Raw genomic sequence first — 12,210 nt, 5'->3', positions numbered from 1 at the left:
GGTCAATTGAGAACACGCCCGACTCGGACTAGATAAGGCCCATGTCTATCGCAGCCAAAGCCAACACCCTCTGGGAATACGCCAATCCGCGCAAGTTCCTTGCCACAAGTGAACGGGTGATGCCGTTTTTCTGGATCACGTCCATCGCCTGCATCGTCGTGGGGCTGATCTGGGGATTCTTCTTCACGCCGGATGATTACAAACAGGGATCAACCGTTAAGATCATCTACCTGCACGTCCCGGCGGCGCTGATGGCGATCAATTGCTGGCTGATGATGTTGGCCACCTCGCTGGTTTGGCTGGTGCGTCGCCACCATGTCAGCGCATTGGCTGCCCGCGCGGCTGCGCCCATTGGCATCGTGATGACACTGATCGCACTGGCGACGGGCGCAATCTGGGGTCAGCCCATGTGGGGCACGTGGTGGGCCTGGGACCCGCGCCTGACCTCATTCCTGATCCTGTTCCTGTTCTACCTGGGCTACGTCGCCCTGTGGGAAGCGATCGAAGACCCGGATACCGCCGCCGATCTGACCTCGGTTCTGTGTCTAGTGGGATCCGTCTTTGCGCTCCTCAGCCGCTATGCGGTGAATTTCTGGAATCAGGGGCTACATCAGGGTGCGTCTGTCATGCGGGCTGCCGCAGTGACCGGTGCAGATACCGAGGAAAAGGTCAGCAATATCTATTTCTATCCGCTGCTTCTGTGCATGATCGGTTTTGTCCTGCTGTTCATCGCGCTGGTGCTGTATCGCACGGGTACGGAGATCCGCGCGCGCCGGATCAAGGCGCTGCTGGCGCGAGAAAGGGTAAACGGATGATCCCTGATCTTGGAAAATACGCCGACACGGTGATGTGGTCCTATGTCGTCTCGATTGCTTTGCTGGTCGCGTTGATCGTGTTCAGCGTGATGCGAGGCCGAAAAGTCCGCGCCGAGATGGAGAAGGTCGAGCAAAGGATGACGCGCAATGGCTAAAATCTCGCCTCTGATGGTTGCGCCACCGCTGATTTTTGGGGCGTTCGCCGTGCTGGCCGCCGTGGGAATGTTTCGCGACGATCCGAACGCGCTCCCCTCAGCCCGCGAAGGACAACCCGCGCCGCCGGTTGTATTGACACAGTTCGAGGGCAAGCCAAATTTCGACGATGCCACCCTGCGCGATGGTGAAGTCAAGCTGGTCAACTATTGGGCCAGTTGGTGCGCGCCCTGCCGGGTTGAGCATCCGAACCTGCAGGCGCTGTCCGACGAAGGCATCCCGGTCTACGGCATCAACTACAAGGACCAGTTGGACAATGCCGAAGGCTTCCTGGCTGAACTGGGTGATCCCTATGCAGGGATTGGACGAGATGAACAGGGCCGCATGGGGCTGGACTGGGGCGTCTACGGCGTGCCGGAAACCTATGTGATCGACGGCGAGGGTACGATCATCCTGCGCTTTGCTGGCCCGATCACGCAGCGGGTGATCGAAAGTACGATCCGCCCGGCTTTGGAAAAGGCGGCAGCCAACTAAAACCCGCCCCTTCTTCTGCTCAAAAACATTTCGGAGCGGGGGGCAGAGCCTCGTAAAGCAAAAAAGGACGCCTGCTGGCGTCCTTTCTGGTTTCAAACCTGGCCTTAGATCACCCCACTTTGGCGAGGTTCCGCAGCACATATTGCAGTACACCACCGTTTTCAATGTATTCAATCTCGGGCGCGGTATCGATGCGGCATTTCAAGGTGATGGTCTTCTCGGACCCGTCCGCATAGGTGATGGTGCAGGGCACCTCTTGCAGCGGCTCAACACTGTCCAGCCCGGTGATCGAGACCGTCTCATCCCCCGTCAGACCCAGCGACTTGCGGGTATCGCCGCCGGTGAATTCCAGCGGAATAACACCCATCCCCACAAGGTTCGAGCGGTGGATACGCTCAAAGCTTTCGGCGATCACCGCCTTAACGCCCAGCAAAGCAGTCCCCTTGGCGGCCCAGTCGCGGCTGGAGCCTGCGCCATATTGCTCACCGCCAAAGACCACCAACGGCGTTCCCTGCGCCTGATATGCCATCGACGCCTCATAGACCGAGGTCTGCTGACCATCCGGCCCCTTGGTATAGCCGCCCTCGACGCCATCCAGCATCTCGTTCTTGATGCGGATATTGGCGAAGGTGCCGCGCATCATGACCTCGTGATTGCCCCGGCGCGACCCGTAGGAGTTGAACTCGCGCGGTTGCACCTGACGGTCGGTCAGATATTTGCCCGCAGGCGTCTGCGTGGCAAATGACCCGGCGGGCGAGATGTGGTCGGTCGTCACCATATCGCCAAGGATCAGCAGCACCTTGGCCCCGTCGATGTTCGAGATTGTTCCTGGTTCTGGGCTCATGCCCTGAAAATAGGGCGGGTTCTGGATATAGGTCGATGTGGGCGGCCAGTCATAGGTTTCCTGCTGGGGCACCTCGACGTCTTGCCATTTCTCGTCGCCTTTGAAGACATCGGCATATTTCGATTGGAACGCCTCGCGGGTGACGGTCTGCTGCACCAGCTCGGCAATCTCGCTTTGAGTTGGCCAGATGTCTTTCATGAAGACGTCGTTGCCGTCGTTGTCCTGTCCAATCGGTTCCGAGGTCAGGTCGATATCCATCGTTCCTGCCAGCGCATAGACCACCACCAGCGGCGGCGAGGCCAGATAGTTGGCGCGCACATCCGGCGAAATCCGCCCCTCAAAGTTGCGATTGCCCGATAGGACCGAGGTGGCGACCAGATCGCCCTCGGCAATCGCCTCGGACAGTTCCTTTTGGATCGGGCCCGAGTTGCCGATACAGGTGGTGCAGCCATAGCCCACAAGGTTGAAGCCGATCTTATCCAGATCGGCTTGCAGCCCGGCGGCCTCAAGATAGGCCGACACAACCTGCGACCCGGGTGCGAGCGAGGTCTTGACCCATGGCTTGCGATCCAGCCCCAGCGCGGCGGCCTTACGCGCCACAAGTCCCGCGCCGATCATCACATAGGGGTTCGAGGTGTTGGTACAAGAGGTGATCGAGGCGATCACGACCTTGCCCGATTCCAGCGTATAGTCTTCGCCCTTGACGGCCACTTCCTTGCCCATCGGGCGCTTGAACGTCTCGGCCATTTCACGCTCGAACGCGGATTTGGCGTCGGTCAGGGCGACGTAGTCCTGCGGCCGTTTGGGCCCCGAGATCGCCGGAACGATGGTGCCCATATCCAGGCTCAGCGTGTCGGTGTAGATCGGGTTGTAATTCTCATCCCGCCAGAGCCCGTTTTTCCTGGCATAGGCTTCGACCAGCGCCAGACGGTCTTCATCCCGGCCGGTATTGCGCATATAGCGCAGGGTCTCGCCGTCGATCGGGAAGAACCCGCAGGTCGCACCATATTCCGGCGCCATGTTCGCAATGGTGGCCCGGTCGGCCAGCGGCAGACGGTCCAGACCTTCGCCAAAGAACTCGACGAATTTGCCCACCACACCCTTTTCACGCAGCATCTCGACGACTTTCAGAACCAGATCGGTGCCGGTGGTGCCTTCGACCATTGCGCCCGTCAATTCAAAGCCCACAACCTCGGGGATCAGCATCGAGATCGGCTGACCCAGCATCGCGGCCTCGGCCTCAATCCCGCCGACGCCCCAGCCCAAAACGGCCATGCCGTTGACCATCGTGGTGTGGCTGTCGGTGCCGACCAGCGTGTCAGGGTAGGCGACCTCATCCCCGTTTTGGTCGGTGTCCGTCCAGACGGTTTGGGCCAGATATTCAAGGTTCACCTGATGGCAGATGCCGGTGCCGGGGGGCACAACGCGGAAGTTGTTGAACGCCGACTGGCCCCATTTCAGGAACTGGTAGCGTTCCATATTGCGTTCATATTCGCGGTCCACATTCATCTGGAACGCGCGCGGGTTGCCGAATTCGTCAATCATGACCGAGTGGTCGATGACCAGATCGACCGGGTTAAGCGGGTTAATCTTTTGCGCGTCACCGCCCAGCCCTTTGATCCCGTCGCGCATCGCGGCCAGATCGACCACCGCAGGAACGCCGGTGAAATCCTGCATCAATACGCGGGCCGGGCGATAGGCGATCTCGCGTGGGTTTTTGCCGCCATTGCTGGCCCATTCGCCAAACGCCTTGATATCATCGACCGAGACGGAAAAGCCCGCATCCTCGAACCGCAGCATATTTTCCAGCACCACTTTCAGGGCGGCAGGCAAGCGCGAGAAATCGCCAAGCCCGGCCTCTTGCGCGGCGGGGATTGAATAATAGGCAATGGACTTGCCATTCACGCTTAGACTGCGGCGTGTCTTGGCGGTGTCCTGTCCGGTTTTGATGGGCATCAGGTGGCCTCCCTTTCAAATGACTTGGAAATTGGGATTCGCTATGGGTTTTCTGTAGCATGATTGTTTCCTGTATGGGCGCAGGAAACCCTTACCATTTATTTTGTATGCGGTGGTATGCAATTCAAGAGGCTTCTGTTGCGGTTTCTCAAGAAACCTTGATTGGTGGGTGAAGCGCAAAGAATGGTACACCATTCACGCAGGTTATCGCATCCAGACATAATAGTTATCAGCCCGAGGTCAGATATGATCAGAACCGCCGCCGTTGCCTCTTTGCTTTCACTTGTTTTGACCGCTCCTGTAGCGGCCGAAAGCGACCCGGTCGTGATCGAGCTGTTCACCTCACAAGGTTGTTCGTCCTGCCCGCCTGCCGACAAGCTGATGCACGAGCTGGTCAAGCGCGATGATGTGATCGGTCTGGCCCTGCATGTGGACTACTGGGATTACATCGGTTGGGAGGATGAATATGCCAAGCCCGACCACACCTTGCGCCAACGGGCCTATGCCCGTTGGGGGGGGCGCTCGATGATTTACACGCCGCAGATGGTCATCAACGGTCAGCAAGATGTTGTCGGCGCGAAATCGCAAGAGCTTGAACGGATCATCGACGCCCATCTGACCGCCGCGCCCGAGGCCGAGGTCGTGGCCGCACGTGTTGGAAACGAAGTGACTGTGGATGTCACCCCAGTCGACCTGCCAGGTGGCGGGACCTACGACGTGCGGGTGGTGCAGTATTCACCCATGCGCCATGCCTCGATCCGCCGCGGAGAGCTGGCGGGGCATGAGCTTGACTATGCCAATGTGGTCGAAGCCTGGCAGATGGCCGGGAAATGGGATGGGGTCGCGCCGCAGCAGTTTTCGGCGCAGCTGACATCGGATTTGCCCGCGGTCGTTCTGGTACAGATGGCCGGACACGGCCCGATTGTTGCGGCCGCTAAGGTCAAGTAATCAGGGCATGTCCTCGGGCTGCACCCCCAGCCCATTCCAGGTTTTCCACCGGCGGTGAATCCAGAACCACTGACCCATGTTCTTGCGAACCATGGCCTCAAGATCGTCATTGGTGAACTGAGTCATGGTTCTGGGGTCGGTGTGCTCGACCGGGTCGTGCAGGACGATTTCGAAATCAATACCGTTAGGTTGGCGTACAGCATAGCAAGGGATCAAAACGGCCTTGTATTTCATCGCCAATTCCGCGTTCAGCACCGAGGTGACAGCGGGCTTGCCGAAAAACGTCAACTCTTCACCGCCATGCGCGTGAAGATCGGACACAATCGCAATGATCCCGCCTTTCTTAAGCGTGCGAACCATTTCGACCATTCCTCGGCGACCCTGTTCGAACATCGGGGCACCGGTTTTGTAGAAAGCATCGACATACATATCGTTGAAGTACGGATTCGCCATACGGCGATACAGGCATCCAATGGGTTGCCCGCTGCGGGTTTGTAGGGCTATCCGCGCGGCAAGATAATGCCCAAAATGCGCCGTGATCATCATCACCGGCTTGCCTTGTGCAACCGCGTCGTCAAACGCGGCGATACCAGGACCAGAAATCTTAGCGTGGCTTTGGCGTTCGGTGAAGCCTTCGGGCGAAAAATGCTCCATTATCGCGCGCCCGGCATTGTCGGGTACTGCCTTGCAGATTCGGCTGACCTCTTCTTCCGGCAGCTCTGGGCAGGTCAGCTTGAGGTTGGTTCTCACGCGTTTTGTAAAGCCGACCACAGGTGCCAGAGCGCGCATGAGTGCGCCCATGGTTGCTATCCGCCGCTCGAAGGGCAACAGCCGCATTGCGCCGATTACGCCCCTCAGAAAAAGACCGGACACATAGTATTTGCCAAGCTCAAAACGGCTGAGTTCAGACTTTTCAACGGGCATTCGGGGTCTCGGCGGCTGCTTCGAATTGGATGTCAGACATACAAGCCGACGGTCGCAACCACAAGCGTCCAGCGAAACACGCTGAAGGCGGGGTCATTCTTCGGTTTCGTCTTCCACTAAAGAGATGGCACCGTCGTTCACCAGGGCGCGAATGGCGCCGACAATTTGTGTCATGGCGTCTTCACCCTCTGCCTGCTTGACCTTGCCGCGCTCAGCCATTTCTTCCCGCAGATTGTCTGCCATCCGCGAAGACATGTTGGTCAGAAGATATTCGACCGAGGCCTTGTCGCCTTCGGTATCGGCCCCTGCAAGGGCGGTGACAAGCACGGTTTGGTCGACACCCCGCAAGACTGCGGGAACATCCCTTGGCAAGATGCGGGCAGGGATATGAGCAAAGGTGAAAATCGATTGTCGCACAAGGCTGGCAAAATCGGAATCTTCTTCGTCCAATGCCGTTAGCAGGCCTTCGCGGGTAGAGGCCGCAGATTGATTTAGGATAGCGCCGATCCGTTCTCCGGGGCCGTCGTTAAAGGCGGTTGCTGGTCGTTGATCAAGCTGCGCCGCCAGAGACCAGCCAATCCGTTCAACAGCCTCGGGCGTGATATTGGTGGTTTTTGACACGGCGTAAGTGATGCGCCGCGCCACGGGGCCGGGCAGATGCCCCAGCATTTGCGCAGCCTTGGCGGTTTCCAGTTTGGACAGCATGACAGCGGCGATTTCGATGCTTTCGGCCTGCGCGATCTGAGCCAGATCTTCGGCTGGAATTTCCCTGAGACGCTGCCACGGATCACCGACCTGGCGTACACCGGCCACTTTGCGCAATCGTGCCGCTGTTGCCGGAGCGATCTTGCCGTTCACGGCGTCCAATGCGCCCGCCAATCCGTGAGGGAAGGACAAGCCAATACTTTCCAGAGCCTCGGCAAACTCGGCAGCGACGGCGTCCAGTGTTACGCGATCCACCAGCCCCATTTGCCCCAGCTGATGAGTCAGTTTTTCCTGTAGCTCGTCGGGAAGCTCCTCCAGCGGAATGTCGGCACCTTCGTTCAGCAATAGCCTGACAACGACGGCAGCCTTTTCCCGGCTGTTGAGTGCGCGTGGTACAACGCGCGGGGCATCGTCAACACTGTCGCTTGCGGAAGGTGTGGCCCCCGGTGCCACCTGTATCAATGTGTTTGTGTCCTGCATCTGCCTGCGGTGCCAAATTGCTGTTCCGCAGGCAGATTACAGAGAGTCGGGTAAAGAAAAGCTGAAGCTTAGTAGTTGAAGGTCAGCCCGGTGCGGATCGCCTCGCGCAGGGATGCCTCGGCCCAAGTACCCTCACCACCGCGTGCCTTGATCTCGCGCCATTGTTCGATGGCCAGATCAGTTTTACCCGCGGCCACAAAGCCCTGCGCCATATAGGACCGTGCAAGAATGTTGTCAGGGTTCGTCTTGATGGCGTCTTGGTAATAGGCATTTGCCAGTTCCAGCTTACCCATCTTGCGGAAGGTAAAGCCCCAATATGTCTGCACGCGATCATCGTCCTGATCCATGATGCGCAGAATGCTTTGGGCATTTTCAAATTGTCCGTCATACGCAAGTTCGCGCACCGCACTATACAGTTCGTCTTCCGAAAAGCTGGTTTTGTCGGGCTTTACGCAACGGCCACGGTCTTTGTCATACACCCGACCAAACAGGCATTTCTTTGTCGTGTTCGTTGTTTTGGGGGGACGGGTGTCGTTTCCACCCGCTGCATATACGGCGGGTGCGAATGCAAATGCCTGAAGGGCAATGGCAGAAGCTAGTACGAGGCGCATATTCCTACTCCGTTCTCTGGGCTGTTCTGATCAATCATAGTGCGATCTGACAAAAAGCTAACAACCGCAGGCTCGCTTTTATTCACGAGTAGGAAATAATTTCTTAGCCGCTGACGTTTTCTTTACAGCTGTGGCTTACCGCGTCCCAAGAGGTTCCGGGCGCACAGGACTGTGTTTGTTCCGTGTGCGCACCGCAAGCCAAAGCGGCGGTGGTCGAACTTGCCAGCGCCATCGCGCAGATAAGAGATCGGATCATTGTGTTTCTCCTGATTGGAAATACACAAGCATACTATCTGAATTTGGTCGAATTTTCAAAAGAACAAGGCCCGGATCCGCCAATGCAGTCCGGGCCTTTAAAAGGATTGATAATAGTCAGCTCACTCGCCGAAGACGCGGGCGAAGATCGTGTCTACATGTTTGGTGTGATAACCAAGGTCGAATTTCTCTTCGATCTCGGCGGGGCTGAGGGCGGCAGTGACATCCGCATCGGCCAGCAGTTCTTCTTTGAAATCAGTGCGATGTTCCCAAACCTTCAACGCGTTGCGCTGAACCATGGCATAGGCGTCCTCGCGGCTGACACCCGCTTGGGTCAGGGCCAGCAGAACCCGTTGGCTCATGACCAGACCGGGGAACTTGTTCATGTTCTCCAGCATGTTTTCAGGGAAGATCAGCATCTTGTCGATCACACCGGTCAGACGGGCCAGCGCAAAGTCCAGCGTGATCGTCGCATCCGGGCCAATCATTCGCTCAACCGAGGAATGTGAGATATCGCGTTCGTGCCAAAGCGCTACGTTCTCCATCGCGGGGATCACGGCGGCGCGGACCATGCGCGCCAGACCAGTCAGGTTTTCGGTCAGGACAGGGTTCTTCTTATGCGGCATAGCAGACGAGCCTTTTTGGCCCATCGAGAAGAACTCGGCCCCTTCCAGCACCTCGGTCCGCTGCATATGGCGGATTTCGATAGCGATGTTTTCGATGCTGCTGGCGATCACGCCCAGTGTGGCAAAGAAGGCCGCGTGACGGTCGCGGGGGATGACCTGCGTGCTTATCGGCTCGGGCACCAGACCAAGCTTGTCGCAGACATGTTCCTCAACTGCGGGATCGACATTGGCAAAGGTGCCGACCGCGCCGCTGATTGCGCCGGTTGCAATCTCGGCCCGCGCGTCGCGCATCCGGGACAGGTTGCGGTCCATCTCGGCGTAGAAACGCGCGAAGGTCAGACCCATGGTGGTGGGCTCGGCGTGGATGCCGTGGCTGCGGCCGATGCGTACGGTGTTCTTATGTTCGATCGCGCGGCGTTTCAGGGCGGCCAGCAGACCTTCGAGATCGGCGATCAGCAGGTCAGCAGCGCGAGTCAGCTGCACGTTCAGGCAGGTGTCCAGCACGTCGGACGAGGTCATGCCCTGATGCACAAAGCGTGCCTCTTCACTGCCGATATGTTCGGCTAGGTGGGTCAGAAAGGCGATGACGTCATGTTTGGTGACGGCTTCGATTTCATCAATCCGTGCTACGTCGAACTCCACATCCTTGGCTTTCCACACTGCCTCGGCGTTTTCGCGCGGGATCACGCCCAGATCGGCCATGGCGTCACAGGCATGGGCTTCGATCTCATACCAGATGCGGAACTTGCTTTCGGGCGACCAGATGGCAACCATTTCAGGGCGGGAATAACGTGGAATCATTGGCAGCGGCACCTTATTGTGATTTGGCAGGAGGCGTTGCGGCGGGGTTTAAACCCGACCCGCCACAGGAACAAGGTGCGAGTGCGCAGATGAGACGGTTTGCCCTGATTTTGGCTCTCTGGCCCGGTTTTGCCGCCGCGACCGAGTTCTGGCCGCTGACCGGAGATGAGATTCAGTCGACGTTGGCCGGGCAGACACTCAGCTACGCAGAGGGCGTAACGCAGAACTTCGAAGCAAGCGGAGTGACGCATTACTTCTCGGGGCGACCCAGTGCTGGACGTTGGGCGGTGCGAGAGGACAGGTATTGCTCGACCTGGCCACCGTCCGAGCTGTGGGCTTGTTATGACGTTTTGCAAAGTGGTTTGATCATTCGCTTCATTGATGACAATGGTGAAATCACGGATGGGTATCTGTCCGAATGAACGCACCCAGCGATTTGTTTGATTTTGAAGGCCAATGGACCTTAACCCGGACAATCCGCGATGCGCGGGCAGGGCAGGTGGTGCAGGCTGACGGAATGGCCGTTCTGCGCCGCGCCGATCACGGATTGGTCTATGACGAAGAGGTCACGCTGCGCATTCCGGGTCAGGCCGAGATGAAGGGGACCCGGCGCTATATGTGGCACGCGGATCGTGATGGGATCGCGATACATTTCGACGACGGACGGTATTTTCACCGGTTGAAACTAGGTTTGCAGCAGGTTGCCGATCACCATGATTGCGCACCTGACAGCTATGACGCGACCTATGATTTCAAGGACTGGCCGCGCTGGAATGTGCGTTGGGTCGTATCCGGGCCGCGAAAATCCTATGAAATGGACACGCAATACGTCCCGCGATAACGTAATCACCTTGAAGTGATCGCCCGGATTGGGCATTGCTGTAGCGGAATTCCGATCCGAATTGGGGAGAAGTGAAGATGAATGCAAACGTATTGGCCAACGCGATTGGCCCGCGTGAGGGCACAGCACTGCGCGTCAAGCAAGTGGTTCTGGTCGCGCTGGGCATCGTTGCCCTGGCCGTTGCCGCGAAAATCAAAGTACCGATGTTTCCGGTACCGATGACAATGGGCACCTTTGCAGTGCTGAGCATCGGCACCGCATATGGCGCGCGTCTGGGTCTTGTGACCATGCTGGGCTATCTGCTGATTGGTGCGTTGGGCTTTGATGTATTCGCGGGATCGTCGGCCGAGAAATTTGGCCTGACCTACATGATGGGTGGCACTGGCGGCTACCTTGTCGGCTATCTGATGGCGACCGTTCTGTTGGGCGCTTTGGCGGCACGCGGTTGGGACCGTTCGGTCGGAAAGCTGGCGCTGGCGCTGGTTCTGGCGAACGTCCTGATCTACGTTCCGGGCCTGCTGTGGCTGGGTCAGCTTTATGGCTGGGACCAACCGATTCTGGAGTGGGGTATGACTCCGTTCCTGGTGGGCGATGCGGTTAAACTGGCGCTTGCAGCCCTGTTGATCCCCGCTTTGTGGAAGCTGGTGGGCGACGCCCGCGCCTGATTTTCCGCACAACTGACATTTACGACCCGCGCTAGGAGCAATCCCGGCGCGGGTTTTTTGTTATGCCAAGACTGGACAAACCCGAAGATCACAGGTCAGTCTACGTTAAAAGAAACAATAGGTTATTTGGATATGTTTTTGCGATTGAGCTCTGCTTTTGCGGCGATATGGCTAAGCGCTGTTTCGGCCTTGGCCGAAACGCCGGTCACGTATACCGATAACGGGCGCGCGCTGTTCAGCTTTTCTGTGCCCGACTTTTGGGCGGTCCGCACCGGTGGCCCGCGCGAGATCGAGGATACCGAACTGGGTGATGCGCGTGCTGTCGCGCGGGTGATGGGCGTCCGGCCTGTGACCGATGATACGGTCTGGATCGGGTTCGTATCCCCGGCCGGGGTAGCCTCTATAGATGGCGGGCTGCGGTATTTGCAGGACGTTGACAAGTTTCTGGTTAAGTCCCCGGTTGTATCCGAGACCGTCTCGACGCGGATCGGCGGGCTGCCTGCACAAGTTATCCGTGGCACCGGAACCCGTGAAGGACGAGGGGTCAACTTTACCGCAACGGTGATCGACCTGCCGCGCGACCGTGTGGCCGTTGCTGTCGCTGTTCTGCGCGACGGCGCGGATCCGGCTTACGTGGACGACCTGAACGCGGTGTTCGACTCGTTCCGGGCAGCGCGGTGAGGAGAGTGGACATGACCAGTAAACTGATCAGAAGAACCTTTCTGGCGCTGAGCCTGGGCGCCGCCAGTTTCACGCTCTCGGCTTGCGACGGAGTCACCGTAGGCGTCGGCTACGGGTATGACCCGTTTTATGACTCGCTGCTATGGAACGACTATTATCACGATGTCGACGTCGATATTGATGTTGATCGCCCTGTTCGTCCAAGACCGCCTGAGGGGCGTCCCCCTGCGCGACCCGTGCCGCCAATTGGTAAACCACCCGCACGGCCCCGTCCGCCGGTTGCGAAACCTCCGGCACGACCGCGCCCGCCGGTCGCGCGCCCGCCAACCGCGCGCCCACCGATTCATCGCCCGTCGCCGCGACGGTGACGG

At 58.4% G+C, this 12,210-nt stretch carries 15 protein-coding genes; 9 read left to right on the top strand and 6 right to left on the bottom strand.

All coding sequences use genetic code 11. The features are described from left to right. Window positions 1–41 precede the first annotated feature (41 nt). Genes ACR0DX_RS01495 through ACR0DX_RS01485 form a run of 3 tightly spaced genes read left to right on the top strand, consistent with a single transcriptional unit; the run spans window position 42 to window position 1,502 of the window. On the top strand, window positions 42–815 hold the full coding sequence (locus tag ACR0DX_RS01495; RefSeq protein WP_170354553.1) for a heme ABC transporter permease: 774 nt from the start codon (window positions 42–44) through the stop codon (window positions 813–815). Beyond that, complete coding sequence (gene ccmD, locus ACR0DX_RS01490; RefSeq protein WP_170354552.1) at window positions 812–970, top strand: heme exporter protein CcmD; 159 nt, start codon at window positions 812–814, stop codon at window positions 968–970. Before ACR0DX_RS01495 ends, ccmD begins: the two co-directional genes overlap by 4 nt. Beyond that, window positions 963–1,502, top strand: coding sequence for a DsbE family thiol:disulfide interchange protein (locus ACR0DX_RS01485; RefSeq protein ID WP_170354551.1), 540 nt, complete (start codon window positions 963–965; stop codon window positions 1,500–1,502). The genes ccmD and ACR0DX_RS01485 overlap by 8 nt, the downstream gene beginning before the upstream one ends. Window positions 1,503–1,611: 109 nt before the next feature. Here the strand turns inward: ACR0DX_RS01485 and acnA are convergent, their stop codons facing one another. After that, window positions 1,612–4,302: an aconitate hydratase AcnA gene (acnA, locus tag ACR0DX_RS01480; RefSeq protein ID WP_170354550.1), complete on the bottom strand. Its 2,691-nt coding sequence runs from the start codon at window positions 4,300–4,302 to the stop codon at window positions 1,612–1,614. Window positions 4,303–4,548: 246 nt separating this feature from the next. On the opposite strand from acnA, the gene ACR0DX_RS01475 reads away from it, so the two are divergent. Next, a complete protein-coding gene (locus ACR0DX_RS01475; protein WP_170354549.1) occupies window positions 4,549–5,250 on the top strand; it encodes a DUF1223 domain-containing protein in 702 nt (233 codons plus the stop codon). Here ACR0DX_RS01475 and ACR0DX_RS01470 read toward each other — a convergent pair whose 3' ends face one another. From ACR0DX_RS01470 to purB, 5 genes are all read right to left on the bottom strand, one after another. Further along, complete coding sequence (locus ACR0DX_RS01470) at window positions 5,251–6,174, bottom strand: lysophospholipid acyltransferase family protein (protein WP_170354548.1); 924 nt, start codon at window positions 6,172–6,174, stop codon at window positions 5,251–5,253. 93 nt (window positions 6,175–6,267) lie between these two features. Beyond that, window positions 6,268–7,359 (bottom strand): FliG C-terminal domain-containing protein, encoded by a 1,092-nt coding sequence (locus ACR0DX_RS01465; protein WP_170724418.1) that lies wholly within the window; start codon window positions 7,357–7,359, stop codon window positions 6,268–6,270. A 68-nt stretch (window positions 7,360–7,427) separates the two neighbouring features. Further along, the gene (locus tag ACR0DX_RS01460; RefSeq protein ID WP_170354546.1) at window positions 7,428–7,970 is read right to left on the bottom strand and encodes a tetratricopeptide repeat protein; all 543 of its coding nucleotides are present in this window, start codon (window positions 7,968–7,970) and stop codon (window positions 7,428–7,430) included. 103 nt (window positions 7,971–8,073) lie between these two features. After that, entirely contained in the window at window positions 8,074–8,226 is a 153-nt protein-coding gene (locus ACR0DX_RS01455) for an adenylosuccinate lyase (protein WP_170354545.1), read from the bottom strand. A gap of 121 nt (window positions 8,227–8,347) precedes the next feature. Continuing rightward, window positions 8,348–9,652, bottom strand: a complete 1,305-nt coding sequence (purB, locus tag ACR0DX_RS01450) for an adenylosuccinate lyase (protein ID WP_170354544.1) — start codon at window positions 9,650–9,652, stop codon at window positions 8,348–8,350. Between the two features lie 89 nt (window positions 9,653–9,741). Between purB and ACR0DX_RS01445 the strand changes: the two genes are divergently transcribed. The 5 genes from ACR0DX_RS01445 (at window position 9,742) to ACR0DX_RS01425 (ending at window position 12,207) form a co-directional block, all read left to right on the top strand. Beyond that, entirely contained in the window at window positions 9,742–10,074 is a 333-nt protein-coding gene (locus ACR0DX_RS01445; protein WP_170354543.1) for a hypothetical protein, read from the top strand. Beyond that, window positions 10,071–10,493: a DUF6314 family protein gene (locus ACR0DX_RS01440; protein WP_170354542.1), complete on the top strand. Its 423-nt coding sequence runs from the start codon at window positions 10,071–10,073 to the stop codon at window positions 10,491–10,493. The genes ACR0DX_RS01445 and ACR0DX_RS01440 overlap by 4 nt, the downstream gene beginning before the upstream one ends. 77 nt (window positions 10,494–10,570) lie before the next feature. Further along, window positions 10,571–11,158 (top strand): biotin transporter BioY, encoded by a 588-nt coding sequence (locus ACR0DX_RS01435; RefSeq protein ID WP_170354541.1) that lies wholly within the window; start codon window positions 10,571–10,573, stop codon window positions 11,156–11,158. Window positions 11,159–11,290: 132 nt separating this feature from the next. After that, window positions 11,291–11,839 (top strand): hypothetical protein, encoded by a 549-nt coding sequence (locus ACR0DX_RS01430; protein WP_170354540.1) that lies wholly within the window; start codon window positions 11,291–11,293, stop codon window positions 11,837–11,839. An 11-nt stretch (window positions 11,840–11,850) separates the two neighbouring features. Next, window positions 11,851–12,207 (top strand): hypothetical protein, encoded by a 357-nt coding sequence (locus ACR0DX_RS01425; protein WP_170354539.1) that lies wholly within the window; start codon window positions 11,851–11,853, stop codon window positions 12,205–12,207. Window positions 12,208–12,210: the final 3 nt, after the last annotated feature.

The sequence above is a fragment of the Ruegeria sp. D3 genome, from assembly GCF_056534465.1.
The sequence above is the reverse complement of the archived record's forward strand: the minus strand, read 5'-3'. Positions and strand labels throughout refer to the sequence as shown.